Raw genomic sequence first — 26,345 nt, 5'->3', positions numbered from 1 at the left:
GTGCACCATGTTCAAGCCCCTGGCGCTGGCCGCTGCTGTACTCAGCGTATTCAGCCTGAATGCCTTTGCCGCGAAAACCGAGCTGACCGTGTACACGGCCCTCGAAGCCGAGCAGTTGAAGACCTACAAGCAGGCCTTCGAGAAGGCCAACCCGGATATCGATATCAAATGGGTGCGCGACTCCACCGGCATCATCACCGCCAAGCTGCTGGCCGAAAAAGCTCGCCCGCAAGCCGACGTAGTGTGGGGCCTGGCCGCGTCGAGCCTGGCGATTCTCGATCAGCAGGGCATGCTGGATAACTACGCGCCCAAGGACCTGGACAAGATCGGCAAGCACTACCGTGACGCCGCCAACCCACCGGCCTGGGTCGGCATGGATGTGTGGGCCGCGACCATTTGCTTCAACACTGTCGAAGCCGAGAAACAGGGCCTGACCAAGCCGGTGAGCTGGCAGGACCTGACCAAGCCCGAGTACAAGGGCAAGATCGTCATGCCCAACCCGGCATCGTCCGGCACCGGCTTCCTGGATGTGAGCGCCTGGCTGCAAACCTTCGGCGAGAAGCAGGGCTGGCAGTACATGGACGACTTGCACCAGAACATCGGCCAATACGTTCACTCCGGCTCCAAGCCCTGCAAGCTGGCGGCTTCCGGTGAATTCCCGATTGGTATTTCCTTTGAGTACCCGGCCGTGCAGCTCAAGCGCCAGGGCGCACCGCTGGACATCATCCTGCCGAAGGAAGGCCTGGGCTGGGACATCGAAGCCACCGCCGTGATCAAGGGTTCCGCCCACGCCGATGCGGCGAAAAAACTCGCCGACTTCTCTGCCAGCCCCGCCGCGATGGACCTGTACAAAGAAAATTTTGCGGTCCTCGCCCAGCCTGGCATCGCCAAGCCGCAAACCGAACTGCCGGCCGACTACGAGCAGCGCCTGATCAAGAACGACTTTGGCTGGGCGTCGAAGAATCGCGACAGCATCTTGACCGAGTGGCGTAAGCGCTATGACGGCAAGTCGGAGAAGGTCGCGGGTCAGTAAGGCTTTCGTTAGGGCTACTGGCCTCATCGGGGGCAAGTCGAATCGTCGCCCCGCCCCTCCCACATTCGACCGCATTCTCATGTTGGAACTCGATCAACTGTGGGAGGGGCGGTGCGACGATTCGACTTGCCCCCGATAGCGGTCTTGAAAACAGGACATCACTCAATGACACACCACAGCGACCTGCTGATCGTCGGCGCCGGCATCCTCGGCCTGTCCCACGCCTACGCCGCTGCCAGGCGCGGGCTCAAGGTCAGGGTGTTCGAGCGCAGCGCCACCCCGCTGGGCGCCTCCGTGCGCAACTTTGGCCAGGCGCTGGTCACGGGCCAACCACCGGGGCCGATGCTCGACCTGGCTCGGGAGAGCCGCGCGATCTGGGACCAATGGGCACAACTCGCCAGCCTGCAACTCAAGCGCAATGGTTCTTACCTGTTCGCGCGAACCGAAGCGGAAGAACATCTGCTGGAAGCCTTCTGTGCCGGCCGCGCGCAGGAGCACGGCTATCACGTCGAACTGCTGCAAGGCGCGGCAATGAAGGACCTGTACGGCGGCCAGTTCCGCCATCACCGCGCCGCGCTGCATGGCAAGGACGATCAGCAACTGTATTCGCGCGAAGCGATCCCGGCGCTGATCAACTACCTTCGCCATGAACTGAAGGTGGAGTTTCACTTTTCCACCCTGGTGCGCGATGTGGAACCGGGCCAGTTGCACAGCACGGCCGGCAGCTTTCGTGGCGAGCAGATCATCGTGTGTTCCGGCCATGACTACCAAACCCTGCTGGCCGAGGCCATCGCCGAACTCAACCCGCAGATCTGCCGGCTGCAAATGCTGCGCGCCCGGCCTGCACTCAACCTTAACCTGCAACACGCCTTGCTCACCGGCCTCAGTTGCGTGCACTACGGTGCGTTTGCCGACTTGCCGGAAGCGGCGGCGGTACAGGCGCAGATCCTGCGGGAGGCACCGTACCTGCACGAACACGGCATCCACCTGCTGATCAGCCCGACGCCCCATGGTGAGCTGATCATCGGCGATTCCCATGATTACGGCGGCGATCCGTCGCCGTTCAACGCCGAACACGTGGATAACTGGTTGGTTGAGCTGGCCGAGCACACCTTGGGGTGCAGGATCCAGGTGGTGGAGCGCTGGCAGGGTGTCTATGGCTCGCGCGGGCCGGGACCGTTTTCATTCCTGCGTGCTGCTCCAGGGGTGAGCGCGGCGTTGATGCACACCGGTGTAGGCATGAGCGTGGGGCCGGCGATGGCCGAGCGAAATATCAGTGCGTTGTGGGGGGCGGCATGATGAACCCGGAACAGGCAATCGCCGAGGTGTTTGGCTTGTACGAGCAGCACGGCGCGGCGGATTACATCGGCGAGCCGGTGTCGCAGATCGAGCACATGTCCCAAGCCGCTCAGTTGGCCATGGCCGAGGGCTTTGATGATGAAGTGGTGTTGGCGGCGTTCTTCCACGATATCGGCCATCTCTGCGGCCAGGGCGGCGAGAACATGGGCGGTTATGGCGTGGCCAGCCATGAGCGGCTGGGCGCCGATTACCTGCGCCGCGTCGGTTTCAGCGAGCGCCTGGCGCGGCTGGTGGAATATCACGTCGAGGCCAAGCGCTACCTGACCTTCAGCCAGCCGGACTACTACGCCCGGTTGAGCGAAGCCAGCCGCCGCACGCTGGCGTATCAAGGCGGGGCAATGACGCCTGACGAAGCGCGGGCGTTCGAGCAAGACCCGCTCTACGCGATCAGTCTGCGTCTGCGCCACTGGGACGAACAGGCCAAGCAAGCGCAGGTGCCGGTGCTCGACCTGCAGCTACTCAAGGCCAAGGCCGCGCGGCTACTGGCTGCGTAGATTGGCCTTACGCCAAATGCAGATGCGCCGCCTAGAGCCCCTGAGGTCGGATCACTAAGGTGGCTTGCTTCTTCAATCCAAGGAGCAACGCTGATGCGCTACTTAAAAGTGACGGCCCAGGACATGAGCGGCAACGGTCGGGCAGACACCGTCATCCTGCACTTCTATGAGCAGCAGGCTGGCCGTCCCGATGAACTGATCCACGAGATCTTCGCCGTGGACATGAGCGCGGACGGTCGGGTCGACCTGCAATGGGCGGACGATCTGAACCCGGTCACCCGCCCCTGTCGGCTGGAAAAACAGCGGGTGGACACTTTCGCCGACTGCTTTTTGAAGTTGAACTGGTTCAATCGGCGCAGCCACTGGCAGCGCACGTTGACGCTGTACGTCGATCATTACGCCAAGGCCGGCACGCCCAACGCGGTCAAGCTGGAATTCCAAGAGCGCACGGCGTCGCAGTGCAAGGGTTCGCTGATCTACAAGGCGGCGGCCTATGACGGCGATGGCGACGGGGTGCTGGAATCGTTTACCAACAGTGACATCGACCGCGACGGTATTGCGGACAAGGCCGATAAAGAGCTGATCCGCACGTTATGCACGACCTTTCTGGGCTTTGAGTGGTACGCGCGTCAATAAGCCGGTCAGGCTTCATCGAGTCGGGCGGCCAGGGCTTCGACCTGCTCCTGACGCTCGGCCTGGCTCAATTTGGCGTTTGGGTTGAGGGACGACCATTGCGGGTGAGCGCGGGCCTTGTGCAAGGCTTCCGGCAGCTTGCCTTCACGCCAGGTCTTGTCCTGCGGCGTGTCGACCTTGATGCTGTGCATCGCCGCATGACCGCGCAGGTTAAGGGCCTTGAGCAACTGGCGTTGGCGCAGGGCGAGCAGGCGCAGCACGCTATCGTCGACGGTCAGCTCACGCTGGCCTTTGATTTTGCCCAGCAGTCGGCTGCCATAGCTGCGCGCGGTTTGCAGTGCGCCGCCGGCAATCGCGCCGGCCAGGGCGGCGGCGCCAAGCGTCAGGCCACCGACCAGCAGGTCCACACCGGCACCCGCGGCAGCGCCTGCGGCGATGCCACCTCCGACGCGCACGCCGAGTTGCTTGAGGGTTTCCGGGTTGAACAGGTCATCACCCCAGCGGCCGTCGAGCAATGGCAGGTCGCTGGCGGCGGCATCCTGGGGGCGGAAGCCGAATAGTTTGAGCAGGGCTTCCACGCATTTTTGTTCGCGCTGGCGCACCGCTTTGCGCAGGTCACCGATGGCTTGCTGTTCGTCTTCGGTGACCACGCTGCGGCGGCAAGCGGCGCAGTCGATCAGCAATTCGGCAATCAACCGCGCAGCGCTTTGCTGACGAGCCTGGCGTTGGGCGTGTTGATCGAGAATCAGCCTTTCCAGTTGCGGCCGCGCGTTTTCCAGCAGCAGGGCAAGGCTTTCATACAAGCGCCGTTCGCCGTCTTCCGGCGGCGCCACGCTGTCAAAGCGCACCAGCGCATGCAGGCCGAGGCGGGCCAGGGCTTCGCGCCAGTCCGGCTCGCGGTGGTCGTTGCTGCTGACAAAGTTGAGTACGGGCAGCAGCGGTTTGCCGCAACTGGCCAGCACTTGCAGTTCATCGCGATACTTGGCCAGCACCGGCTCGCGGGCGTCGATCACATACAGGCCGGCGTCGGAGGCGAGCAACTGGCGCAGCACCTTGGCTTCCTGTTCGAACCGCTGGCGCGCTTCGCTGCCGTCCAGAAACCGCACCAGGCGTGCCGGGCCGTCCAGGCGTTCGCCGGGGCGTTCCAGGCGCTCCAGGTAGTCGAGCAGGGCGATGGCATCTTCCAGGCCGGGGGTGTCGTAAAGCTCCAGCAAGGCTTCGCCATCCACCGACAAACGCGCGCCTTCGACATGGCGTGTGGTGCTGGGGCGATGGGAGACTTCGCCGAAGCCGACGTCACGGGTCAGCGTGCGCAGCAGGGAGGTCTTGCCGACGTTGGTGTGGCCGACCACGGCGAGTTTCAGCGGTTTAGTCATGACCGGTCTCCAGCCAGTTCAGCGGCGCGCAATCGGCGAACGGTAGTTCAAGCTGTTGCAGCGCGGCGTGCCAGTCGCCCAGGCGCTCGGCATCCAGCGCCTGGCCGGGCGGGGCTTGCAGCAGCCACACCCGGGTAGCGCTGGCGCTGCGTGCCAGCTCGGCGATCAGCGCCAGGCTGCCGCGGTCCGGCGAGCGGCGTGGATCGCAGGCGATGGCCAGGCGCGCAGGTGGAAAGCGGGCGAGTTGTTCCAGCAGCTTGTTGCGCGATTCGCGGCTGTCGAGGATGCCGGCGTTCTTGACGCTGGAGGGCAGCTTGGGCGGCCAGGGGTGCTGGTCGTCCAGCTCGATGGCCACCAGCAGCGCGCCATCGCTTTCCAATTCACTGACGCCGCCGCTGACGTGGTGCAGCTGTTCGGGCGCGGCATCGTTGACCCCAAGGCGCTCGCTGCTCGGCATCAGGCGTTCGCGCAACTGGCTGTAGCCGGGCAGGTTGAGGTCCAGGCGCAGGGCGGCGCGCCCGCGTTTCCAGCGCCACAGGCACAGCAGGGCGAGGATCAAGCGGGGCATCAAGCCATAGACCAGCAGCACGCCCACCAGCCAGGCGGCCCAGGCTTGGCGGGCGCTTTCGATATTCAGCGCGGAATCGCCGCTGGCGCGGATCATGTCGACGGTTGGCACATTGAAGCCCAGCAGGGCGGGCAGGGTGCCGAGGGCCTGGGTGACGGCGACAAAGGTATCGGCGCCCAGAATGGTGGTTTCCCACACAAAGCCGTAGCGGCGGGTAGCGAGCAGCGTCAGCAGAATCACCAGGGCACTGAGCAGCGCCAACACCCACAGGCTGTTGACCAGCACACCGACCGCCCAGCGATTGAGTTTCTGTCGTTGCAGCAGCAGTAAAAGCGCTGGCGCCAGTTGTGCGGCCTTGGCGTCACGGGCGAGCTTTTCGCTGAGCCACAACCACAGTCGCCCCAGGCTGGCGCTGTGTTCGCCGGCAAACAGCAGGCCCAAAGCCCAGCTGATTAACAGGATCAGGTTTAAGCCGAGCAGGCTGCCCAGGGCCCAGAATACGTTCACCGGGATCAAGCCGTTACCCAGCGCGGCAAAGGCCAGGCCGGCACCGCTGATCACTGCGACTATTGCCAGCAGCAGCAGCGCCAGGCGCGCACCTTGCAGCCAGCGAGCAAGGGCCGCCGTCAGGCCATCGCGCTCGGCCAGGTGCAGAGCGCGCTGCTGGATGCGCGTCGGCAGATCGCCGCCGGCCGTACGGGCCAGGCGGTTGGCTTCGAGGTCTTCCAAGGGGCCGGCGTGTTCTTCACGCAGGCGCACGGTTTCCGTCAGCCAGAGTGTGTGCAGGGGGGTCAGTGCAGTCACGCGCCGTCCTGTTGTGTTCGTGAGCCTGGAGCATAACCGCTGTGCACCTGGTTGGGGTACGCGGCGTGCTGCTCTGGTATTCTCGTCGCCATGAAAAAAACTCTCCCTTTAAGCCTGATCGCAGCCCTCGGTGAAAACCGTGTGATCGGCGTCGACAACAGCATGCCCTGGCATTTGCCGGGGGATTTCAAATATTTCAAGGCCACCACCCTGGGCAAGCCGATCATCATGGGGCGCAAGACCTGGGATTCCCTGGGCCGACCGCTGCCGGGGCGCTTGAACATTGTGGTCAGTCGTCAGACCGATCTGGCGCTTGAAGGTGCGGAAGTTTTTCCGTCACTCGATGCCGCCGTGGCGCGGGCTGAGGCCTGGGCGCTGGAGCAGGGCGTGGATGAGCTGATGCTGATCGGCGGCGCGCAGCTGTATGAGCAGGGGCTGGCGCAGGCGGATCGCCTGTATTTGACGCGGGTGGCGTTGAGCCCGGATGGGGATGCGTGGTTTCCGGATTTTGATACGAACCAGTGGACGTTGGTTTCCAATCTGCCGAACCCAGCCGAAGGTGATAAGCCGGCTTACACCTTCGAAGTCTGGGAAAAAGTCTAAAAGCATCGGGGGCAAGCCCCCTCCCACAGTTGATCGAGTTCCAACATGAGAATGCGGTCGAATGTGGGAGGGGGCTTGCCCCCGATAGCGGCCTATCAGGCCTGCGCTAATTCGGCATGCTCATCGGCATCCAACAACGCTTTATCCGTCTGCTGCATGATCTGGCTGGTAATCGCCCCCGCTGTCATCGAACCATTCACGTTCAACGCCGTGCGGCCCATGTCGATCAGCGGCTCCACGGAAATCAGCAGCGCCACCAGTGACACCGGCAAGCCCATGGCTGGCAATACGATCAGTGCGGCGAATGTCGCACCGCCACCCACGCCCGCCACACCGGCCGAGCTTAAGGTCACAATGGCCACCAGGGTCGCGATCCACAGCGGGTCCAGCGGGTTGATGCCCACGGTCGGCGCGACCATCACCGCCAACATGGCAGGGTACAGGCCGGCGCAGCCGTTCTGGCCGATGGTGGCGCCGAACGAGGCGGCGAAACCGGCGATGGAGTGCGGGATCCCCAGGCGACGGGTCTGCGCTTCGATGCTCAGCGGGATCGCCGCCGCGCTGGAGCGGCTGGTAAAGGCAAAGGTCAGCACCGGCCACACCTTGCGGAAGAAGCGCAGCGGGTTGATCCCGGCCAGCGACAGCAGCAGGCCATGCACCACGAACATCAGCCCCAGGGCCAGGTACGAGACCACGACAAAACTGCCGAGCTTGATGATGTCTTGCAGGTTGGAGCTGGCGACCACCTTGGTCATCAGCGCCAATACACCGTAGGGCGTCAGCTTCATCACCAGGCGCACCAGGCGCATCACCCAGGCTTGCAGGGTGTCGATGGCGTTGAGCACTTTCTGGCCTTTCTCCACGTCATCCTTGAGCAGTTGCAGCGCGGCAACCCCTAGGAATGCGGCGAAGATCACCACACTGATGATCGACGTCGGCTTGGCCCGCGCCAGGTCGGCGAACGGGTTGGCCGGCACGAATGAGAGCAGCAACTGCGGGATATTCAGGTCGGCGACCTTGCCCGCGTAATCGCTCTGGATGACTTGCAGGCGCGCCATTTCCTGGGTGCCGGCCACCAGGCCTTCGGCGGTGAGGCCGAACAGGTTGGTCAGGCCGATGCCGATCAGGGCTGCAATCGCCGTGGTGAACAGCAGCGTGCCGATGGTCAGGAAGCTGATCTTGCCCAGGGACGCGGCGTTATGCAGGCGCGCCACGGCACTGAGGATCGAGGCGAACACCAGCGGGATCACGATCATCTGCAGCAACTGCACATAACCATTGCCGACCAGGTCGAACCAGCCGATGGAGGCCTTGAGCACCGGGTTGCCGGCGCCATAAATGGCGTGCAGGGCCACACCGAACGCCACGCCCAGTACCAGGGCGAACAGAACCTTCTTGGCGAGGCTCCAGTGGGTGCGACGGGTTTGTGCCAGGCCCAATAGCAAGGCCACGAACACCAGTAAGTTGAGAATCAGGGGCAGATTCATTGAAGCTCCGTTGAGAAGGCAGCCAATCGCGTGAGCCTGCGATTGCGAACCGGGAAGCCTAACAGCTTGAAATATAATGATTTAATACCGATATGGAATGGCGTCTGTCGTTTTTGGAATAAGCGTTTGACGCTCAGGCACATGCCATTGGCGCAATCGCGATGGAGGCGGTCGTGCTCGGGCGGTAACTGTCACAGAGATTTGTTAGCGTCGATGTCTTTCACTCAGGGAGACAACGCCTATGAAGCTCGTACCGAAACTACTGGTATCCGCCGCATTCTGCCTAGGCCTCGCCAGCCAGGCGTTCGCCGCCACCGAGTTGAAGCACTGGCCGGCACCCGCCGCCAAGCAACTGGACGAAATGATCGCCGCCAATGCCAACAAAGGTAACTTTGCGGTGTTCGACATGGACAACACCAGCTATCGCTACGACCTCGAAGAGTCCCTGCTGCCCTACATGGAAAACAAGGGCCTGATCACCCGCGACACGCTCGATCCGTCGCTCAAGCTCATCCCGTTCAAAGACACCGCCGACCATAAGGAAAGCCTGTTCAGTTACTACTATCGCCTCTGCGAAGTGGACGACATGGTCTGCTACCCGTGGGTCGCCCAAGTGTTTGCAGGTTTTACCCTCAAGGAGCTCAAGGTTCAGGTCGATGAGTTGATGGCCTCCGGCAAGCCGGTACCGGTCAGCTACTTCGAAGGCGACGTGGTGAAGAACTCCGAAGTACAGCCGCCGAAAGTCTTCACCGGCCAGGCCGAGCTGTACAACAAACTGATGGAAAACGGCATCGAGGTGTACGTGATGACCGCTGCCTCGGAAGAGCTGGTGCGCATGGTCGCCGCCGATCCGAAGTACGGCTATAACGTCAAGCCCGAGAACGTCATCGGCGTGACCACCTTGCTCAAGGACCGCAAGACCGGCGAGCTGACCACGGCGCGCAAGCAGATCAGCGCCGGTAAATATGACGAGAAAGCCAACCTCGGCCTGGAACTGACCCCGTACCTGTGGACCCCCGCCACCTGGATGGCCGGCAAACATGCCGCGATCCTGACCTACATCGACGAATGGAAAAAACCGGTGATCGTCGGTGGCGATACCCCGACCAGCGACGGCTACATGCTGTTCCACGATGTGGACGTGGCCAAGGGCGGCATCCATCTGTGGGTCAACCGCAAGGACAAGTACATGACCCAGCTCAACGGCATGATCGCCAAGCACGCGGCAGCGCAGGCCAAGGAAGGGTTGCCGGTGACGGCGGACAAGAACTGGGTGATCGTCAAGCCTGACGAAATCCAGTAACGGGCCGAATGCGGTCAAAAATGTGGGAGGGGGCTTGCCCCCGATAGCGGTGGGTCAGCTGTGGATGTATCTACTGACACGCTGCCATCGGGGCAAGCCCCCTCCCACGGTTGATCTTCAGTGTTTTGAAGAGTTGTTCCAGGCAAAAAAAATGCCCCGCACTTGGCGGGGCATTTTTATGCGCGAGGCTTACAGGCCGTCGAGCATCGCCTTGTTACGCACCGCGCCCTTGTCGGCACTGGTGGCCAGCAGGGCATAGGCTTTCAGCGCCGTGGTGACTTTGCGAGGACGCTTCTCCACCGGTTTCCAGCCTTTCTTGTCCTGCTCGACCCGGCGCGCAGCCAGTTCTTCGTCGCTGATCAACAGGTTGATCGAACGGTTTGGAATGTCGATCAGCACCTTGTCGCCATCCTGCACCAGGCCGATCGCGCCGCCAGCAGCGGCTTCTGGCGAAGCGTGGCCGATGGACAGGCCCGAGGTGCCGCCGGAGAAGCGGCCGTCGGTCAGCAGGGCACAGGCTTTGCCCAGGCCCTTGGATTTCAGGTAGGACGTCGGGTAGAGCATCTCCTGCATACCCGGGCCGCCTTTCGGGCCTTCGTAGCGGATGATCACGATGTCGCCTTCCTTGACTTCGTCGGCGAGGATGCCGCGTACCGCGCTGTCCTGGCTTTCGAAGATCTTGGCGTTGCCTTCGAACACGTGGATCGACTCATCCACGCCGGCGGTTTTCACCACGCAGCCGTCCAGGGCGATGTTGCCGTACAGCACGGCCAGGCCGCCCTCTTTCGAGTAGGCGTGCTCGACGCTGCGGATGCAGCCGTTTTCACGGTCGTCGTCGAGGGTGTCCCAGCGGGTCGACTGGCTGAACGCGGTCTGGGTCGGGATACCCGCCGGGCCGGCCTTGAAGAAGGTGTGCACGGCTTCGTCGTCCGTGAGGGTGATGTCCCACTTGGCGATGCCTTCGGCGAGGGACTTGCTGTGTACGGTCGGCAGGTCGGTGTGCAGCAGGCCGCCACGGGCCAGGGAGCCCAGGATGGAGAAGATCCCGCCGGCGCGGTGCACGTCTTCCATGTGGTACTTCTGGATGTTCGGCGCGACCTTGCACAGTTGCGGCACGCGGCGGGACAGGCGGTCGATGTCGCGCAGGTCGAAATCGATCTCGGCTTCCTGGGCCGCGGCCAGCAAGTGCAGGATGGTGTTGGTGGAACCGCCCATGGCGATGTCCAGGGTCATGGCGTTTTCGAACGCCTTGAAGTTGGCGATATTGCGCGGCAATACCGACTCATCGTTCTCGCCGTAGTAACGCTTGCACAGCTCGACGATGGTGCGGCCGGCCTGCAGGAACAGTTGCTCGCGGTCGCTGTGGGTGGCCAGTGTCGAACCGTTGCCCGGCAAGGCCAGGCCCAGGGCTTCCACCAGGCAGTTCATCGAGTTGGCGGTGAACATGCCGGAGCACGAACCGCAGGTCGGGCAGGCGCTGCGCTCGTATTCCGCGACCTTCTCGTCAGAAGCGCTGGAATCGGCGGCGATGACCATGGCGTCGACCAGGTCGAGGCCGTGGGAGGCCAGCTTGGTCTTGCCGGCTTCCATCGGGCCGCCGGAGACGAAGATCACCGGCACATTCAGGCGCAGGGCGGCCATCAGCATGCCGGGGGTGATCTTGTCGCAGTTCGAGATGCAGACGATGGCGTCGGCGCAGTGGGCGTTGACCATGTACTCGACGGAATCGGCGATGATCTCGCGGCTCGGCAGCGAGTACAGCATGCCGTCATGGCCCATGGCGATGCCGTCGTCCACGGCGATGGTGTTGAATTCCTTGGCCACGCCGCCAGCGCGTTCGATCTCGCGGGCGACCAGCTGGCCCAGGTCCTTGAGGTGCACGTGACCCGGTACGAACTGGGTGAACGAGTTGGCAATCGCGATGATCGGCTTCTTGAAGTCGTCATCTTTCATCCCAGTGGCACGCCACAGTGCGCGGGCGCCGGCCATGTTGCGACCGTGGGTGGATGTTTTCGAGCGGTAATCAGGCATTGGAGCACTCCGGGCGGCTAATCGGTATCAAAGGGGAGTGAGCTTCTATTGACGTCTGGAACACCCGAAAAATGGCACTGGTGTCCGGAAGTTGCCGCAAACGTGACGGGATCGCCGTGCGCATTGGCCTTGAGCTCATAAACCCGCCGGGGGATGACTGGCGATGAATAGGGCCGATTCTACACCGTCTTCCTGTAGGAGGGAGCTTGCTCGCGAAAAACGTCAACGATAACGCAGCGCTATCAGATGGCCCGAGTCGTCTATGAGTTTTTCGCGAGCGAGCTCGCTCCTACAGGTACCGGACATATTCAGAACCACTGTTTAAAAGGTCAGTCGACGCCGCTACGCCTACCGTTTCTCCTCCATTCACAGAAGAGGACGAAGGAATGTCCACCCAGCAACATGCACATCGGCTGCGTACCGGGCGCTATTCGGAGTCAGGCCGAATTTACCTGATCACTGCGGTTACCCATCAACGGCAATGGGTCTTTCAGGACTGGCGCGTCGGTCGGTTGCTTGTCAGTGAATTCAGGGCGGCTCAGGACAAGGGTGAGGCGACTTCGCTGGCCTGGGTGGTCATGCCTGACCATTTCCATTGGCTGGTCGAGTTGCATAACGGCGACTTGCCAAGGCTGATGCGAATAACCAAGTCGCGAAGTGCCCGTGCCATCAACCAGGCCAGGTGTTCGTTCGGGACCCTATGGCAAAAAGGTTACTTCGACCGCGCACTGCGTCGGGAGGAAGATCTGAAAGCAATGGCCCGCTATATCGTGGCCAATCCCTTGCGTGCAGGGCTAGTCGAGCATATCGGCCAGTACCCGCTATGGGACGCCATCTGGTTGTGACCTCTTCTCCCCTGTAGGAGCGAGCTTGCTCGCGAAAAACGTCAACGATGACGCAGCGCTATCAGATGGCCCGAGTCGTCTATGAGTTTTTCGCGAGCGAGCTCGCTCCTACAGGGGGACAGTGTCAGTGTCCGACCCGCGCATTGGTCAGCCAACCCCACAGGCTGAAGATGATAAAGCTCACGGCAATCGTCATCAGCAAATGACTGCCGGTTTGCGCAAGCGCTGCGCTGCTGACGGCGGCGGTGAAGAACATGATGCTATTTCCTGCTGATGCTGCTGTGCCCGCGCTGCTTGAAAACAACAGCATCGCCGCCGAAATTGCGGCGGGACGAATCAGGGTGACCGCCAGTGCGCTGATCATCATCGGAATGAGCAGGGTCACTGTGGTAATGGCTTCAAAGATGATAATCAGCGCCAGCAGCACACCCGCGACCAGCAACAACCCAAGACCGATATTGATTTGCCGGGACAGCGCGATAAGTTTTTGCAGGTACGAGGCTGCCACTCCGCCGAGGAGATAAGCCGCGCCGTACACCATCAGCACCAGCGCGTACTGATATTCGGAAAGCTTCAGCGCATCCATGAAAATCAGCGGTGTCACGCTGATCAAGGCGAAGTAGCAGGCAAACACCAGGGCGGCGATCCACCAGTAGCGCAGGAAGTCGCGATTGGCCGCGACCGCCTTGAGCGTGCCTGGGATCGAGACGGGCGCGCTGTGAGGGCTGGCAGCCTTGGAAGGCAGGATGCAAAACGCATGGAGAAACATGCCCAATGCCATGAGTACGAACGCATAGAAGCTCCCTTGCCAGTCGAAGGTGGTTTGCAGCCAGGAGCCGATCAGCGGTGACAAGGCGACAAACGAGCCGCTCAGGGTCATGTAATAGAGGCGCACCCGGACTCGGTCCTGTTCGTCGAACAGGTCTTCCACCAGTGCATGGCCCAATACAAAGAATCCACAGCCCATGGCCTGCACCGCGCGAAACAGCAGGAAGGTCAGGTAATTCGACGCCAGTGCGCAGCCTATTGCTCCGACAATCGACAACGTGATGCAGCCGAGCAGCACGTTCTTGCGCCCCCATTTATCCGAAAGCGGACCGGTGACCAGTTGAGAGATGGAAAAGACCAGGGTGAACAGGCTGATGGACAGCGCGATGTCTGCGCTGGGCGTGTCAAACCGGGTTGCCAGCGCGGGGAAAGAGGGCAGTAGGATGTTGATAGGGAAGAAGCTGATCAGTGAAATGCAGGTGATGAGGATAAAGCGGGAGAGGGTGGGCCCAGACATTGTTTTTGTTTTCCGGAGTAAAACCAGAAACCGATACTAGTCTGCGAAAAATGGAATTCAATCAAATCTATTGTGCGAAGCGTCCTGTATTGGTGTACGCCGCCCCTGTAGGAGCGAGCTTGCTCGCGAAAAGCGTCAACGATGACGCAGCGCTATCAGGTAGCCCGCGTCGTCTATGGGGTCTTCGCGAGCAAGCTCGCTCCTACAGGGGGACGGTTTCGGTATTTAGCTATTGGGCAACAACCGGCACGTAATGCTCTTGATATAGCGCGTCTCGACAATCGCCGGATGCACCGGGTGATCCGGGCCCTGGCCGCCGCGTTCGAGCATCTGGATGTTACGGTCCAGGTGGCGGGCGCTGGTCAGCAGGATGTTTTGCAGGTCGTCTTCGGGCAGGTGCATCGAGCACGAGGCGCTGACCAGGATGCCGTCCTTGCTGAGCAGGCGCATGGCTTGCTCGTTGAGGCGGCGGTAGGCGCCTTCGCCGTTTTTCATGTCTTTCTTGCGTTTGATGAAGGCCGGCGGGTCGGCGACGATCACGTCGAAGCGTTCTTCGCTGGCTTTGAGTTCCTTCAGGGCTTCGAAGACGTCGCCTTCGATGCAGGTCATTTTCTCGGCGACACCGTTCAGCGCGGCGTTGCGCTCGACGCCGTCGAGGGCGAAGGCCGAGGCGTCGACGCAGAATACTTCACTGGCGCCGAAGGCTGCCGCTTGCACGCCCCAGCCACCGATGTAGCTGTACAGGTCGAGTACACGTTTGCCTTTGGCATACGGCGCCAGGCGCGCGCGGTTCATGCGGTGGTCGTAGAACCAGCCGGTTTTTTGGCCCTGGATCACCGGGGCTTCGAATTTCACGCCGTTTTCTTCCAGTGCCACCCACTCCGGCACCAGGCCGAATACGGTCTCGACGTAGCGGTTGAGGCCTTCGGCATCGCGCGCGGCGGAGTCGTTCTTGAACAGGATGCCGCTGGGCTTGAGCACTTGGGTCAAGGCGGCGATCACGTCTTCTTTATGGGCTTCCATGGTCGCCGAGGCGATCTGTACCACCAGGATGTCGCCGAAACGGTCGACCACCAGGCCCGGCAGCAGGTCGGAATCGCCGTAGACCAGGCGGTAGAACGGCTTGTCGAACAGGCGGTCGCGCAGGGACAGGGCGACGTTGAGGCGGTGCACCAGCAGCGATTTGTCCAGGGGCAACTTGATGTCACGCGACAGCAGGCGTGCGCAGATCAGGTTGTTCGGGCTCATGGCCACGATGCCCAGGGTCTTGCCGCCGGCCGCTTCCAGGATGGCCTGGTCGCCTGCCTGGAAGCCGTGAAGAGGTGTGGCGGCCACGTCGATTTCGTTGCTGTAGACCCACAGGTGGCCGTTGCGCAAACGACGATCGGCGTTGGCTTTGAGACGCAGGCTTGGCAGGGACATGACGTCGCTCCGGAAAAAAGAGCGGGAGTATACCGTGTTGTGTAGGAAATGGCCGGGCTGCCGGATGTGCGGGAAGGTGTCGGCGCGCCGTGGATAAGGGTTAGAATCTCCGCCTAGCCCAGAGTATGCACTTATGTCCCCAGAGCTTTCCGCCGAACAGATCCAACAGGCCTTGCAAGGCATCAGCGTACCGCCTCAGCCGCAAATCATGGTGGATTTGCAGATGGAGCAGTACATGCCCGATCCGGACCTGGAAGTGATTGCGCGGCTGATTTCCCAGGATCCAGGCCTTTCCGGTGCGCTGTTGAAGGTCGTCAACTCGTCGTATTACGGCTTGAGCAACAAGATCGCTTCGATCCAGCGCGCGGTTAACCTGTTGGGGAGCCGTTCGATCATCAACCTGATCAACGCATTGTCGATCAAAGGCGAGATGAGCGACGACACCATCGTTACGCTCAACCGTTTCTGGGACACCGCCCAGGATGTGGCGATGACCTGCCTGACCCTGGCCAAGCGCACCGGTTCCCAGGCAGTCGACGAGGCTTATGCCTTGGGCCTGTTCCACGACTGCGGCGTGCCGTTGATGCTCAAGCGCTTCCCCGACTACATGGCGGTGCTCGAAGAGGCCTACGCCAACGCTGGCGCCGATTGCCGGGTAGTCGACACCGAGAACAATGCGTTCAACACCAACCACGCCGTGGTCGGCTACTACACGGCCAAGTCCTGGCGCCTGCCGGAGCATGTGACCGATGCCATCGCCAACCACCACAATGCCCTGGCGATCTTCAGCGATGAGTCGTCGCGCAATCCGCAGCTGAAAAACCTGCTGGCGATCCTGAAAATGGCCGAGCACATCTGCTCGTCCTACCGCGTGTTGGGCAACCAGGCGGAGGACCATGAGTGGAACGCCATTGGCCACCTGGTGCTGGACTACGTGGGCCTGTCGGACTACGACTTCGAAAGCATGAAGCTGTCGATCCGCGAGCTGGGCGCGCACTGATCCCCCCTTCAAGAGGTCCACATGCCCGAGTTACCTGAAGTCGAAACCACCCGGCGCGGGATCGCGCCGCACCTGGAAGGCCAGCGGGTCAGCCGCGTCGTGGTGCGCGAACGGCGCCTGCGCTGGCCGATCCCGGAAGACCTGGATGTGCGCCTGTCCGGGCAGCGTATCGTGCTGGTGGAACGACGGGCCAAGTACCTGTTGATCAACGCCGAAGTGGGCACCTTGATCAGCCACCTGGGCATGTCCGGTAACCTGCGCCTGGTGGAGGTCGGCATGCCGGCGGCCAAGCATGAGCATGTGGACATCGAGCTTGAATCCGGCCTGGCCCTGCGTTACACCGACCCTCGGCGTTTCGGCGCAATGCTCTGGAGCCAGGACCCGCATAACCACGAACTGCTGCTGCGCCTGGGGCCGGAGCCGTTGACCGAGCTGTTCGACGGTGAGCGTTTGTTTCAACTGTCTCGCGGCAAGTCGATGGCGGTGAAACCGTTCATCATGGACAACGCGGTGGTGGTCGGCGTGGGCAATATCTATGCGACTGAGGCGTTGTTTGCGGCGGGGATTGATCCGCGTCGCGCCGCCGGCGGCATTTCACGCGGGCGTTATTTGAAGCTGGCGATCGAGATCAAGCGCATTCTGGCGGCGGCGATCGAGCGTGGCGGCACCACGTTGCGCGACTTTATCGGCGGTGACGGGCAGCCGGGGTATTTCCAGCAGGAATTGTTCGTCTACGGCCGGGGTGGCGAGGCGTGCAAGGTCTGTGGGAGCGAATTGCGCAACGTGGTGCTGGGGCAACGGGCGAGTGTGTTTTGCCCCAAGTGCCAGAGTTGATTGCGGTGTAAAGGCTGATATCGCTATCGGGGGCAAGCCCCCTCCCACATTTTGAGGGTATTCACAAATCAAAGTGTGGGAGGGGGCTTGCCCCGATGAGGTCCTGACAGGCACTAAAGAAGCTCAAGCCTTACCGGTAATCTTCCGGTACTTCTCCATCAACTGCGCTTCAGTCTCGGGGTGTGCCTCATCCAGCGGAATGCAATCCACCGGGCACACCTGCTGGCACTGGGGTTCGTCGTAGTGGCCGACGCACTGGGTGCACAGGTTGGGGTCGATCACGTAGATCTCTTCGCCTTGTGAAATCGCAGCGTTCGGGCACTCAGGTTCGCAGACGTCGCAGTTGATGCAATCGTCGGTGATGATCAGGGACATGGAAACTCCTGCCAGGGCTGTCAGCCAAGGCATCTGAAAACGAATGCGCGCAATTGTGCCGCATTGGCGCCCGCAGTGCGAGTGCACATGACCTGTGGCCGTCCGGCATGTCGTGTAGAAGACTACTTTGTTGCTGTGGCGAGCGGGCTTGCCCCGCGTTGGGCTGCGTAGCGGCCCCAATAAAGGCACTGCGTAGTTTCAGGCAGAATCTGGTCGCCTGGTTTTAGGGCCGCTGCGCAGCCCAACGCGGGGCAAGCCCGCTCGCCACAGTCAAACCCGGCTTGCCAATAAGAGCATTACTTCTTGAAGCGCAGCGTCAGTGCGTCCGCCACGGCCGGGTGGACGAACTTGGTGATATCCCCGCCCAATGCGGCGATTTCACGGACCAGCGTCGAGGAAATGAACGAATAACGTTCCGACGGCGTGAGGAACAGGCTTTCCACGTCCGGCGCCAGTTGGCGATTCATGTTGGCCAGCTGGAATTCGTATTCGAAGTCCGACACCGCACGCAAGCCGCGCAGGAACACATTGGCGTTCTGCTCCTTGGCGAAGTGCGCCAGCAACGTCGAGAAGCCCACCACTTCAACGTTAGGCAGGTGCTTGGTGACCTCACGCGCCAGCTCCACGCGCTGTTCCAGGGGAAACAGCGGGTTTTTCTTGGGGCTGGCCGCGACCGCGATGATCACGTGGTCGAACAAGCGTGAGGCACGTTCGACCAGATCGCCATGGCCTTTGGTAATCGGGTCGAAGGTACCTGGGTACAACACTCGGTTCATCGCGTCGTCCTGGCGGAGTCCGTTGGGGAACCGGATGGTATCGCAGCCATCCCGGTCGGCCAAGTCAACTTATGCAGAAGAAAGCACTATAGACACCCCGAATACCGGCTTTTTTCATGCTGTTTTCAGACGTTCGGCCAATGCCGACGCCAGTTGCGCGGTCAATCCATACACCGACAACTGCGGGTTGGCGCCAATGCTCGTGGGGAACAGCGAGCCATCGTGGATCGACAGATTGCGCAGCTGGTGATGGCGACCGAGGCTGTCGGCCACGGCATTTTTCGGGTCTTCGCCCATGGCGCAACCGCCCATCACATGGGCGCTGCCCAGGCAGGTGCGGTGCAATTCCAGGTTAAGGCCGTCGATCAGGCTACGGGCTTCGGCCAGGGTCTTCACGTACTGCGCATCGTGATGCAGCGGCTTGACCGACTTGGCACCTGCCGCGAACTGGATCTCGGCCATGCTGTGGAAGGCGCGGCGCAGGCCGTCCCAGGCGTAGTCCGACACCTGATAGTCGAGCACCGGCGTACCGTCACCGCGCAATTCCACGCTGCCACCGGGGCTATCGGGATGGAAACCGTCGCGCAGCAAGGCGAGCATGGCGTGAGTGTGGGGCAATTGGCTCATGTCCAGGGCGTTCTGGGTGCCGTAGCCGCCGAGCAGGGTGCTGGCCAGCGCCGGGTGCAGCGGCGGTGCTTCCAGTTTGTAGGACATTTTGCCGGTGGTGCCGTCCTGCCATTGGAAGTGGTCGGAATAGATCGACTGTGGCGCACCGTAGAAGGGGTTGATCACCTCATCGAACAGCCCCGCGGAGAAATTCACCAAGTGCAAGAACGTACGCTTGCCCAGCCGTGAATGCGGGTCAGGGGCGTTCGAGCGCATCAGCAGTGCCGGACTATTGATGCCGCCACCCGCGAGTACGTAATGCTTGGCCTTGACCGTGATCTTGCGCCCGGTGGGGGCCACGCAGCGTTCGTCCATGGCCACGCATTCCAGGCTGCTGATCGTGTCGCCGCTGTATCTCAGGCGCTCGGCGCGGGCCAGGTAGAGCAGTTCACCACCTTTCTCCAGGGTGGAGGGAATGGTGGTCACCAGCATCGACTGCTTGGCATTGACCGGGCAGCCCATGCCGCAATACCCCAGGTTGAAACAGCCGCGCACGTTGCGCGGGATCACATGCCAGCTGTAGCCGAGCTTCTCGCAACCTTTGCGGATCACATCGTTATTGGCGTTGGGCGGCATGGCCCAGGGTGCGATGCCCAGGCGCTGCTCCATCTTTTCGAACCACGGCGCCATCTCGGCACTGCTGTGGCCCCTGACCGCGTATTCGCTGGCCCAGTGGGCGAGGGTGGCGTCCGGGGTGCGAAAACTCGAGGTCCAGTTGATCAACGTCGTGCCGCCCACTGCCCGGCCTTGCAGGATGGTAATGGCGCCATCCTTACTCATGCGACCGATGCCCTCTTGGTACAGGCTGGCGTAAGCCTCATCTTCGAGCAGCTTGAAATCGCTGCTGGTCTTGAGCGGGCCTTCTTCGATCAGCAGCACTTTGTAGCCGGCGGCGCTGAGGATCTCAGCGGTGGTGCCGCCGCCGGCACCGCTGCCGATGATTGCGACGTCGGCGTCCAGGGTCAGGTCGTTGTCCAGGGCGGCGCCGTTGTGGGTTTTCCAGCCACGGGCCAGGCCGTCGCGAAACAAATCGGGTACGGGCATAGAGGGGCACTCTTGTTTTTATGCGTTAAAGGCTAGGACGTTGCCGTCAATGTGGGCGCCGGAGAACACGGCTAGATCTTCGGTGGCCCGGGGTAACCGCAATGTGCCCAGGACGCCGGTCGGAAGTACCAGGCCATGATCACCAGCTTGAGCAGCGAGCCCTGGCCCATGCGCAGCAGGTTCAGGTAGCTGTTTTCCCAGCGGTGCAGAAAGTTGCGGATTTGCTCGCTGCTGGCGTTTTCCCAACTGCCCCAGATGCCGGTCAGTGGGCCACGGGTGATGCCCATGCCGAGCACGTCGAACAACTGCTCGGTCAGCTTGAACATCTCCGGCGACAGGTGTTGCAGGCTGTAGTCGAGCTTTTTCAGCGTGTCTTCAATCCCGTTGGCTACTTCCTGGGCGCTGGCCACGCCTTCCAGCAGGACCGGGATCACCGCGCGCAGAAATGGCAAATCACTGGCGCGCAGCATGGCGAAGCCGTTGGCCGGGGTGCTGCTGGAGCAGCCGCTGAGGCTGGCGCCCAGCCCGGCGGTGGCCAGGAAGGCACTGGCGCACAGGCCGATTTTCAAGACGCCGCGCCGCGACAGCGCGGGTGAATCAGTCAGGCTAGGGTTCATTGTTATTGTTATCCCGAGGGTGGCGGTATCAGCGAACGAACAGCTTCTGGATCAACTTCTGGATCGATTTGCCGTAGGGCGGGTAGATCAGCTTTGCCGCATTGAGGCGCTGTTTCACCAGTACCCCCTTGGCCTTGCTGAACGTGAGAAAACCTTCATGGCCATGGTAATGGCCCATGCCTGAAGGGCCGATCCCGCCAAAGGGCATGTCGTCCTGGGCGACGTGCAGCAGGGTGTCGTTCAGGCACACGCCACCGGAGTGGGTTTCGTGGAGCACGCGGTTCTGTTCGCGCTTGTTGTAGCCGAAGTAATACAGGGCAAGTGGGCGAGGGCGTTGGTTGATGTAGGCAAACGCCTGGTCGAGGCCGCGATAAGGCACGATCGGTAGCACAGGGCCGAAGATTTCATCCTGCATCACGGTCATGTCGTCACTGACATTCAACAGCAGGCTGTGGGTCATGCGCCGTGCCTGGTTCTGCTCGTACAGCGGGATCAGGGTGGCCCCCTTGTCGGTGGCGTCCTTTACGTAAGCATTCAGCCGGGCCAATTGCCGTTCGTTGATGATGGCGGTGTAGTCCGGGTTGTCGGCCAAGGTCGGATAAAACCCGCGAATCGCCTGGCTGTAAGCCTCGACAAAACCCTCGACGCGATCTTCCGGAACCAGCACGTAGTCCGGTGCCACACAGGTTTGCCCGGCATTCAGGGCCTTGCCGAACGCGATACGTTCGGCGGCGTCCTTGAGCGGCACATCCGCCGAGACGATGGCCGGCGACTTGCCGCCCAGCTCCAGCGTCACCGGCGTGAGGTGTTCGGCTGCGGCGCGCATCACATGCTTGCCAATGCTGGTGGCACCCGTGAACAGCAGGTGGTCGAAGCGCAGCCTGGAAAACGCCATGCCCACGTCGGCCTCGCCCAGCACCACACACACCAGGTCTTCAGGGAAGATTTTCGCCAGCAGGGTCTTGAGCAGCGCGCCGGTAGCGGGGGTGGACTCGCTCAGCTTGAGCATTACCCGGTTACCGGCCGCCAGGGCGCCGACCAGCGGGCCGATGGCCAGGTACAGCGGGTAGTTCCAGGGCACAATCACCCCGACCACGCCCAGCGGTTGGTAGATAACTTTGGCTGACGCGGGTTGGAAGGCTATACCTACAGCGCGGCGGGAAGGTTTCATCCAGCCCTTGAGGTGTTTACTGGCGTAGTGAATGCCATGCAGGCTGGGCATCAGCTCGGCGAACAGGGTTTCGTCTGCGCTGCGGTGGCTGAAGTCCTGGCTGATCGCGTTGATCAGCGCCTGACGTTCGTCGCTGAGCAACTCGCGCAGGGCCTTGAGCCATTGCTGGCGTTGCGCGGCCGGCGGCATCGGGTTGGCCGCATAGGCGCGACGCTGGGCATCGAACAAACCCTGGAGTTGGTCCAGTGCCTGGGAATCCTGGAGGTAGGCAACGTTGGCAGACATGGCGCAGTTCCCGATTGTTATAGGTCTGCCTGGATTTTTAGAGTCATTACTCTAAATTGTCAAATAACATTGCAGTAACATCCGGATTTATCCCAATCAGGATAGGCCGTAAGATGCCCGATCACGTGTACAGAAGCTGATCCCCTATGGCACCACGAGTAAAGACCAGCGAGCGCATTGTGCAAACCAGCCTGGAGCTTTTTAACCAGCAGGGCGAGCGTAGTGTCAGCACCAACCATATCGCCGCCCATATGGAAATTTCGCCTGGCAACCTGTACTACCACTTCCCCAACAAGCAAGCGATCATCGCCGTGCTGTTTCGCGAATATGAAGCGTTGGTCGACAGCTTCCTGCGCCCGCCCCAGGGGCGTGCAATGGTCGTGGAGGATAAGCGTTTCTACCTGCAGGCCGTATTGGCCGGGATGTGGCGCTACCGCTTCTTGCATCGCGACCTTGAACACTTGCTGGAAAGCGACCCGGAACTGGCCACCGGCTACCGGCGGTTTTCCCAGCGTTGCCTGATCCAGGGCGGCGCCATCTACCAGGGGTTTGTCGACGCCGGCATCCTTAATATGAACCCGGTGCAGACCGAAGCCCTGACCCTCAATGCCTGGATCATCCTCACCTCTTGGGTGCGTTTCTTGTGCACCACCAACGAAAATTCCACGCATTTGAGCGCCGAGGCAATCAAGCGCGGTGTGTACCAGGTGCTGGTGCTGGAGGCGGGGTTTGTCACGCCCCAGGCCAAAGAGGCGGTGGATGCATTGTTCAAAGAGTTTTACGTGCCGTTGAACCAGGCACTGGAAGAAGTGAAGTAGACCTTTCCCACCTGTATTTGTAGGAGTCCGTCATGCCACTTGCCCAATTGATCAGCCCCCAGCAATTAGCCGAGCGCCAAAAGTCGGCGGGGCTGGTGATCCTGGATTGCCGTTTTGCCCTGGAAGACCCGGATTACGGGCGTTGCAGCTACGCCGAAGGGCATATCGAAGGCGCGCAATATGCTGACCTGGAGCGCCATTTGAGCGGGCCGGTGACCAAGGGGGTGACCGGGCGTCATCCCTTGCCAGAGGCGAAAAGATTCGTCGAACAGCTCCAGGCCTGGGGCATCAATGCCGACACCGACGTGGTGCTTTATGACGACGGCCCCGGCGCCTATGCCGCTCGCGCCTGGTGGCTGTTGGCCTGGCTGGGCAAGCGTGACGGCGTGTTTATCCTGGACGGTGGCCTCAAGGCCTGGCACTCCGCGGGTTTCCCGTTGAGCCTGGATGCGCCGGTAATTGCGCCTGGCACCTTTGTGGGGGCGCCGGACAATCACCTGCTGCTGGACGCCGAACAGCTGCAAAAACGCCTGGGCCAGCCCGGCCTGACCTTGATCGATGCCCGTGCCCAAGCACGTTTTCGCGGTGAAGTTGAGCCTATTGACCCGATTGCCGGGCATATCCCCGGTGCTCAATGTGCAGCGTTTAGCGAAAACCTGGGCAGTGATGGGCGTTTCCTGCCGGCCGACCAACTCAAGCAACGCTTCGCCGCGCAGTTGCAGGGCCGCTCGCCCGAAGATCTGGTGGCTTACTGCGGCTCGGGCGTGACGGCGTGCCACAACCTGTTCGCCCTGAGCCTGGCGGGTTACCCGTTGGGCAAGTTGTATGCGGGGTCGTGGAGCGAGTGGATTACCGATCCCGCGCGGGCAATCGCTACGGGTGACTGAGTTCCCTGCCTCAAATGTGTAAACGATGTCCCCGGTTTCAGATGTAAACGATGTCTACGGTTTTACTTCAACCGTGTTGGGCCAGTAGCCATTGGGGGATGCGCCGCTCCAGGTAGTAGCTGGGGCGTTTCAGTGAGCCGTCGACGAAGCCCACGTGCCCACCTTTGGTCGTCAGCTCAAACTCGGTGCATGCCGACAGCTCGCTGGCTTCGGGCAAGCTGTGGGCGAATACGAACGGGTCGTCGGCAGCTTGGATAATCAACGTCGGTGTGCGGATAGCGCCCAGGTAGTAGCGGCTCGACGCGCGCCGGTAATAGTCCTCGGCACTCAAGAAACCATGCAGCGGCGCGGTCACCCGGCCATCGAAGTCCCAGAACGTGCGCATCTTCTCCAGTGAACCGAGGGCTTCCAGGGTTTTCAGCCCGTCCGCACGACCATCCTGTAAAAAGCGGCTTTGTTTGGCGCGGATATACGCGAGCATTTCGCGCATGAAGTGCTTTTGATAGATCCGCGAAAAGCCCAGCCCGATGCGATCTGCGCACTGGTCCAGGCGAAACGGCACCGACACCGCTGCTGCGCCTTGCAGCCCCGAAGCGTCGCCGGTTTCGCCCAAATGCTTGAGCAGCACATTACCGCCCAGCGAATAACCCACTGCATACAGCGGTGCCAATGGTCGTTTGGTGCGCAGGTGGGTAATCGTGGCTGCCAGGTCTTCACTGGCCCCGGAGTGATAGCTGCGCGCCAACAGGTTCGGCTCGCCCGAGCAGCCGCGCCAGTTCAGGGCTGCGCTGGCCCAGCCTTGTACGGCGAGGGCTTTTTGCAGGCCGGCCACGTAAGGCGAGTTGGATGAGCCGGTGAGCCCGTGCAGCACCAGTACCAACGGTGCTTGCGCGTCGTGCGGGCCGTGCCAGTCGAGGTCGAGAAAGTCGCCATCTTCCAGCCATAGCCGTTCGCGCTGGCGTTCGATGTGGGTGGTAGGGCGCCACAGCGGCCCCCACAGGGTTTGCAGGTGAGGGTTGCCGAGGCCGAAGGCGGGGGTGAACAGGTCGGAGGACGGTGTCATGAAACTCTCGGTTTTGAGCTAACTCACTGTCTGTGGCGAACGGGCTTGCCCTAATGCCGTTCAGTTAAGGCTTTTTTGTAGGAGCGAGCTTGCTCGCGAAGAACTCACAGGCGCCGCGTTTTGTAGGAGCGAGCTTGCTCGCGAAAAACTCACAGGCGCCGCGTTCATTCAGGAGACACGCGTTATCGTTGACGTTTTTCGCGAGCAAGCTCGCTCCTACAAAAGGCGATGTACGCTTAACTGAACGGCATTAGGGCTTGCCCCCTCCCACATTTGGATGCGGTGATCACTCCACCGGATCGCTGACCGGCTTGGCAATGATCGCCTTCAGTTCACTGGTCATCGGAAACTCCAGGTTCAAGCCCTTGGGCGGAATCGGCTGTTCAAACCAGCGCTGGTAAATCCCATTGATCTCCCCCGAGCGGTACAAGTCCCCCAGCGTTTCGTTGACCACCGCGAGAAACTGCGGATCATCCTTGCGCACCATGCAGCTGTAGATTTCCCGCGATTGCTCTTTGCCTACCACGACCCAGTTGTGCGGGTCCTTGGCCTTGGCCCGCTCGCCATAAAGCAATGCGTCGTCCATATAGAACGCCACTGCGCGGCCGGTCTCGAGCATCTTGAACGCCTCGCCATGGTCCTTGGCGCTGATCACGAACATATTGCTCTTGTGCTCGGCGTTGTAGCTCTTGAGAAAGCGCTCATTGGTGGTGCCGGCGGTGGTGACTACGTTCTTGCCCTTGAGGTCGTCAAAACCGTTGATGCCGCTGTCCTTGGCGGTCAGCAATTGGCCCTTCACATAGATAAACCCATAGGAAAACGCCACCTGCTTCTGCCGCTCGGCGGTCACCCCGGTGGAGCCGCATTCCAGGTCGACGGTGCCGTTCTGTACCAGCGGGATACGGGTCTGGGAGGTCACCAGGTTGTACTTCACATTGAGGTCGGCAACCCCGGTTTTCTGCTGCACGCGCTCGACGATCTTGCTCGCCAGGTCCACCGAATAGCCCATGGGTTTGCCGCTGTGGTCACCCACATAGGAAAACGGCACCGAGGCGTCACGGTACCCCAGGGTGATGGACTTGGCGCTGGCGATCTTGCTCAGCGTGCCGCCCAGCGCCGGTTCGTTCGCCTGAACCTGTGCGCCGAACAAAAGCCCCAGGGTGCAACCGGTCAACAGGATTGTTCTCATTGTTATGCTCCGTTGGTCTTTGAGTTACTGACGTACTGCAATCACGCTGATTTCCACCAGCACGTCAGGGCGTGCCAGTTCCGCTTGCAGGGTGGTCCGGGTAGGCGCCATGCCTGGCGAAAGCCACGCGGACCACTCCGTGTTCATCGGCGCAAACCCTTGCGCGATATCCTTCAGGTAGATGGTCGCGTTGAGCAGATGATCCTTGTCGCTGCCTGCTTCAGCCAGCAGCGCATCGATCTTGGCCAGCACCTGGCGGGTCTGGCCCGCCACATCCTGGGCGTCTCCCGGCACCTGGCCGGAGAGGAATACCAGGTCCTTGTAGGTCACGGCACCCGAGAGACGCTCATTGCTGCTGATTCGGTTGATGGTCATCG

The 26,345-nt window shown here is 61.6% G+C and carries 25 protein-coding genes; 11 read left to right on the top strand and 14 right to left on the bottom strand.

All coding sequences use genetic code 11. The features are described 5' to 3' along the window. The first annotated feature begins 7 nt into the window (after positions 1-7). The 4 genes from A7317_RS27760 (at position 8) to A7317_RS27745 (ending at position 3,522) form a co-directional block, all read left to right on the top strand. The gene (locus A7317_RS27760) at positions 8-1,033 is read left to right on the top strand and encodes a putative 2-aminoethylphosphonate ABC transporter substrate-binding protein (RefSeq protein WP_024077941.1); all 1,026 of its coding nucleotides are present in this window, start codon (positions 8-10) and stop codon (positions 1,031-1,033) included. 165 nt (positions 1,034-1,198) lie between these two features. After that, on the top strand, positions 1,199-2,332 hold the full coding sequence (locus A7317_RS27755) for a TIGR03364 family FAD-dependent oxidoreductase (protein ID WP_069077228.1): 1,134 nt from the start codon (positions 1,199-1,201) through the stop codon (positions 2,330-2,332). After that, a complete protein-coding gene (locus A7317_RS27750) occupies positions 2,332-2,886 on the top strand; it encodes a phosphonate degradation HD-domain oxygenase (RefSeq protein ID WP_041161315.1) in 555 nt (184 codons plus the stop codon). Before A7317_RS27755 ends, A7317_RS27750 begins: the two co-directional genes overlap by 1 nt. 93 nt (positions 2,887-2,979) lie before the next feature. Then, the gene (locus A7317_RS27745; protein ID WP_069077227.1) at positions 2,980-3,522 is read left to right on the top strand and encodes a hypothetical protein; all 543 of its coding nucleotides are present in this window, start codon (positions 2,980-2,982) and stop codon (positions 3,520-3,522) included. Positions 3,523-3,527: 5 nt separating this feature from the next. Here A7317_RS27745 and A7317_RS27740 read toward each other — a convergent pair whose 3' ends face one another. Further along, complete coding sequence (locus tag A7317_RS27740; RefSeq protein ID WP_024077937.1) at positions 3,528-4,895, bottom strand: DUF3482 domain-containing protein; 1,368 nt, start codon at positions 4,893-4,895, stop codon at positions 3,528-3,530. Next, positions 4,888-6,267, bottom strand: coding sequence for a DUF2868 domain-containing protein (locus tag A7317_RS27735; protein ID WP_069077226.1), 1,380 nt, complete (start codon positions 6,265-6,267; stop codon positions 4,888-4,890). Before A7317_RS27735 ends, A7317_RS27740 begins: the two co-directional genes overlap by 8 nt. A 90-nt stretch (positions 6,268-6,357) precedes the next feature. Here A7317_RS27735 and A7317_RS27730 point away from each other — a divergent pair, with 90 nt between their 5' ends. Next, positions 6,358-6,870, top strand: a complete 513-nt coding sequence (locus tag A7317_RS27730) for a dihydrofolate reductase (RefSeq protein ID WP_069077225.1) — start codon at positions 6,358-6,360, stop codon at positions 6,868-6,870. Between the two features lie 95 nt (positions 6,871-6,965). Here the strand turns inward: A7317_RS27730 and A7317_RS27725 are convergent, their stop codons facing one another. Further along, positions 6,966-8,357: an L-cystine transporter gene (locus tag A7317_RS27725; RefSeq protein ID WP_024077934.1), complete on the bottom strand. Its 1,392-nt coding sequence runs from the start codon at positions 8,355-8,357 to the stop codon at positions 6,966-6,968. Between the two features lie 241 nt (positions 8,358-8,598). Between A7317_RS27725 and A7317_RS27720 the strand changes: the two genes are divergently transcribed. Then, on the top strand, positions 8,599-9,660 hold the full coding sequence (locus tag A7317_RS27720; RefSeq protein WP_024077933.1) for a hypothetical protein: 1,062 nt from the start codon (positions 8,599-8,601) through the stop codon (positions 9,658-9,660). Between the two features lie 189 nt (positions 9,661-9,849). Here the strand turns inward: A7317_RS27720 and ilvD are convergent, their stop codons facing one another. After that, positions 9,850-11,691, bottom strand: coding sequence for a dihydroxy-acid dehydratase (gene ilvD / locus A7317_RS27715; protein ID WP_069077224.1), 1,842 nt, complete (start codon positions 11,689-11,691; stop codon positions 9,850-9,852). Positions 11,692-12,077: 386 nt separating this feature from the next. Between ilvD and A7317_RS27710 the strand changes: the two genes are divergently transcribed. Continuing rightward, complete coding sequence (locus tag A7317_RS27710) at positions 12,078-12,536, top strand: REP-associated tyrosine transposase (protein ID WP_069077223.1); 459 nt, start codon at positions 12,078-12,080, stop codon at positions 12,534-12,536. A 124-nt stretch (positions 12,537-12,660) separates the two neighbouring features. Here the strand turns inward: A7317_RS27710 and A7317_RS27705 are convergent, their stop codons facing one another. Together A7317_RS27705 and A7317_RS27700 are read right to left on the bottom strand one after the other, a co-directional pair. After that, the gene (locus A7317_RS27705) at positions 12,661-13,821 is read right to left on the bottom strand and encodes an MFS transporter (protein ID WP_069077222.1); all 1,161 of its coding nucleotides are present in this window, start codon (positions 13,819-13,821) and stop codon (positions 12,661-12,663) included. A 225-nt stretch (positions 13,822-14,046) separates the two neighbouring features. Further along, positions 14,047-15,243, bottom strand: a complete 1,197-nt coding sequence (locus tag A7317_RS27700) for a class I SAM-dependent rRNA methyltransferase (protein WP_015886370.1) — start codon at positions 15,241-15,243, stop codon at positions 14,047-14,049. A 133-nt stretch (positions 15,244-15,376) separates the two neighbouring features. On the opposite strand from A7317_RS27700, the gene A7317_RS27695 reads away from it, so the two are divergent. Continuing rightward, entirely contained in the window at positions 15,377-16,243 is an 867-nt protein-coding gene (locus A7317_RS27695) for an HDOD domain-containing protein (RefSeq protein ID WP_069077221.1), read from the top strand. Between the two features lie 21 nt (positions 16,244-16,264). Next, on the top strand, positions 16,265-17,077 hold the full coding sequence (mutM, locus tag A7317_RS27690; protein ID WP_024077929.1) for a bifunctional DNA-formamidopyrimidine glycosylase/DNA-(apurinic or apyrimidinic site) lyase: 813 nt from the start codon (positions 16,265-16,267) through the stop codon (positions 17,075-17,077). A 123-nt stretch (positions 17,078-17,200) separates the two neighbouring features. On the opposite strand, the gene A7317_RS27685 is transcribed toward mutM, so the two are convergent. The 5 genes from A7317_RS27685 to A7317_RS27665 form a co-directional block, all read right to left on the bottom strand. Beyond that, positions 17,201-17,452: a YfhL family 4Fe-4S dicluster ferredoxin gene (locus tag A7317_RS27685; RefSeq protein ID WP_010564414.1), complete on the bottom strand. Its 252-nt coding sequence runs from the start codon at positions 17,450-17,452 to the stop codon at positions 17,201-17,203. A 296-nt stretch (positions 17,453-17,748) separates the two neighbouring features. Then, the gene (gene coaD, locus A7317_RS27680) at positions 17,749-18,228 is read right to left on the bottom strand and encodes a pantetheine-phosphate adenylyltransferase (protein WP_003176711.1); all 480 of its coding nucleotides are present in this window, start codon (positions 18,226-18,228) and stop codon (positions 17,749-17,751) included. A gap of 114 nt (positions 18,229-18,342) precedes the next feature. Then, the gene (locus A7317_RS27675; RefSeq protein ID WP_069077220.1) at positions 18,343-19,938 is read right to left on the bottom strand and encodes a GMC family oxidoreductase; all 1,596 of its coding nucleotides are present in this window, start codon (positions 19,936-19,938) and stop codon (positions 18,343-18,345) included. 71 nt (positions 19,939-20,009) lie between these two features. Further along, positions 20,010-20,555 carry a twin-arginine translocation pathway signal protein gene (locus A7317_RS27670; protein ID WP_069077219.1) on the bottom strand — a complete coding sequence of 182 codons (546 nt, stop codon included), beginning with the start codon at positions 20,553-20,555 and terminating at the stop codon, positions 20,010-20,012. A 28-nt stretch (positions 20,556-20,583) separates the two neighbouring features. Continuing rightward, positions 20,584-22,011, bottom strand: coding sequence for a coniferyl aldehyde dehydrogenase (locus tag A7317_RS27665; RefSeq protein ID WP_069077218.1), 1,428 nt, complete (start codon positions 22,009-22,011; stop codon positions 20,584-20,586). Between the two features lie 146 nt (positions 22,012-22,157). Between A7317_RS27665 and A7317_RS27660 the strand changes: the two genes are divergently transcribed. Continuing rightward, on the top strand, positions 22,158-22,829 hold the full coding sequence (locus tag A7317_RS27660) for a TetR/AcrR family transcriptional regulator (protein WP_069077217.1): 672 nt from the start codon (positions 22,158-22,160) through the stop codon (positions 22,827-22,829). A 32-nt stretch (positions 22,830-22,861) separates the two neighbouring features. Then, positions 22,862-23,716, top strand: coding sequence for a sulfurtransferase (locus A7317_RS27655; RefSeq protein WP_024077924.1), 855 nt, complete (start codon positions 22,862-22,864; stop codon positions 23,714-23,716). A gap of 67 nt (positions 23,717-23,783) precedes the next feature. On the opposite strand, the gene A7317_RS27650 is transcribed toward A7317_RS27655, so the two are convergent. The 3 genes from A7317_RS27650 to A7317_RS27640 form a co-directional block, all read right to left on the bottom strand. After that, positions 23,784-24,779 (bottom strand): hydrolase, encoded by a 996-nt coding sequence (locus A7317_RS27650; RefSeq protein WP_069077216.1) that lies wholly within the window; start codon positions 24,777-24,779, stop codon positions 23,784-23,786. 286 nt (positions 24,780-25,065) lie between these two features. Continuing rightward, entirely contained in the window at positions 25,066-25,968 is a 903-nt protein-coding gene (locus A7317_RS27645) for a transporter substrate-binding domain-containing protein (protein ID WP_024077870.1), read from the bottom strand. 24 nt (positions 25,969-25,992) lie between these two features. After that, positions 25,993-26,343 (bottom strand): RidA family protein, encoded by a 351-nt coding sequence (locus A7317_RS27640; protein ID WP_069077215.1) that lies wholly within the window; start codon positions 26,341-26,343, stop codon positions 25,993-25,995. Positions 26,344-26,345: the final 2 nt, after the last annotated feature.

Origin of the sequence: Pseudomonas fluorescens (assembly GCF_001708445.1) — a bacterium.
Taxonomy (GTDB): Bacteria; Pseudomonadota; Gammaproteobacteria; order Pseudomonadales; family Pseudomonadaceae; genus Aquipseudomonas; species Aquipseudomonas gorinensis.
Note: the sequence above shows the minus strand (reverse complement) of the source record. Positions and strands in the feature narration are given on the sequence as shown.

Excerpts from the sequence above, each read along its gene's own strand:
- A7317_RS27760 (WP_024077941.1), top strand. The coding sequence starts at position 8 with ATGTTCAAGCCCCTGGCGCTGGCCGCTGCTGTACTCAGCGTATTCAGC.
- A7317_RS27755 (WP_069077228.1), top strand. The coding sequence starts at position 1,199 with ATGACACACCACAGCGACCTGCTGATCGTCGGCGCCGGCATCCTCGGC.
- A7317_RS27750 (WP_041161315.1), top strand. The coding sequence starts at position 2,332 with ATGAACCCGGAACAGGCAATCGCCGAGGTGTTTGGCTTGTACGAGCAG.
- A7317_RS27745 (WP_069077227.1), top strand. The coding sequence starts at position 2,980 with ATGCGCTACTTAAAAGTGACGGCCCAGGACATGAGCGGCAACGGTCGG.
- A7317_RS27740 (WP_024077937.1), bottom strand. The coding sequence starts at position 4,895 with ATGACTAAACCGCTGAAACTCGCCGTGGTCGGCCACACCAACGTCGGC.
- A7317_RS27730 (WP_069077225.1), top strand. The coding sequence starts at position 6,358 with ATGAAAAAAACTCTCCCTTTAAGCCTGATCGCAGCCCTCGGTGAAAAC.
- A7317_RS27725 (WP_024077934.1), bottom strand. The coding sequence starts at position 8,357 with ATGAATCTGCCCCTGATTCTCAACTTACTGGTGTTCGTGGCCTTGCTA.
- A7317_RS27720 (WP_024077933.1), top strand. The coding sequence starts at position 8,599 with ATGAAGCTCGTACCGAAACTACTGGTATCCGCCGCATTCTGCCTAGGC.
- ilvD (WP_069077224.1), bottom strand. The coding sequence starts at position 11,691 with ATGCCTGATTACCGCTCGAAAACATCCACCCACGGTCGCAACATGGCC.
- A7317_RS27710 (WP_069077223.1), top strand. The coding sequence starts at position 12,078 with ATGTCCACCCAGCAACATGCACATCGGCTGCGTACCGGGCGCTATTCG.
- A7317_RS27705 (WP_069077222.1), bottom strand. The coding sequence starts at position 13,821 with ATGTCTGGGCCCACCCTCTCCCGCTTTATCCTCATCACCTGCATTTCA.
- A7317_RS27700 (WP_015886370.1), bottom strand. The coding sequence starts at position 15,243 with ATGTCCCTGCCAAGCCTGCGTCTCAAAGCCAACGCCGATCGTCGTTTG.
- A7317_RS27695 (WP_069077221.1), top strand. The coding sequence starts at position 15,377 with ATGTCCCCAGAGCTTTCCGCCGAACAGATCCAACAGGCCTTGCAAGGC.
- mutM (WP_024077929.1), top strand. The coding sequence starts at position 16,265 with ATGCCCGAGTTACCTGAAGTCGAAACCACCCGGCGCGGGATCGCGCCG.
- A7317_RS27685 (WP_010564414.1), bottom strand. The coding sequence starts at position 17,452 with ATGTCCCTGATCATCACCGACGATTGCATCAACTGCGACGTCTGCGAA.
- coaD (WP_003176711.1), bottom strand. The coding sequence starts at position 18,228 with ATGAACCGAGTGTTGTACCCAGGTACCTTCGACCCGATTACCAAAGGC.
- A7317_RS27675 (WP_069077220.1), bottom strand. The coding sequence starts at position 19,938 with ATGCCCGTACCCGATTTGTTTCGCGACGGCCTGGCCCGTGGCTGGAAA.
- A7317_RS27670 (WP_069077219.1), bottom strand. The coding sequence starts at position 20,555 with ATGAACCCTAGCCTGACTGATTCACCCGCGCTGTCGCGGCGCGGCGTC.
- A7317_RS27665 (WP_069077218.1), bottom strand. The coding sequence starts at position 22,011 with ATGTCTGCCAACGTTGCCTACCTCCAGGATTCCCAGGCACTGGACCAA.
- A7317_RS27660 (WP_069077217.1), top strand. The coding sequence starts at position 22,158 with ATGGCACCACGAGTAAAGACCAGCGAGCGCATTGTGCAAACCAGCCTG.
- A7317_RS27655 (WP_024077924.1), top strand. The coding sequence starts at position 22,862 with ATGCCACTTGCCCAATTGATCAGCCCCCAGCAATTAGCCGAGCGCCAA.
- A7317_RS27650 (WP_069077216.1), bottom strand. The coding sequence starts at position 24,779 with ATGACACCGTCCTCCGACCTGTTCACCCCCGCCTTCGGCCTCGGCAAC.
- A7317_RS27645 (WP_024077870.1), bottom strand. The coding sequence starts at position 25,968 with ATGAGAACAATCCTGTTGACCGGTTGCACCCTGGGGCTTTTGTTCGGC.
- A7317_RS27640 (WP_069077215.1), bottom strand. The coding sequence starts at position 26,343 with ATGACCATCAACCGAATCAGCAGCAATGAGCGTCTCTCGGGTGCCGTG.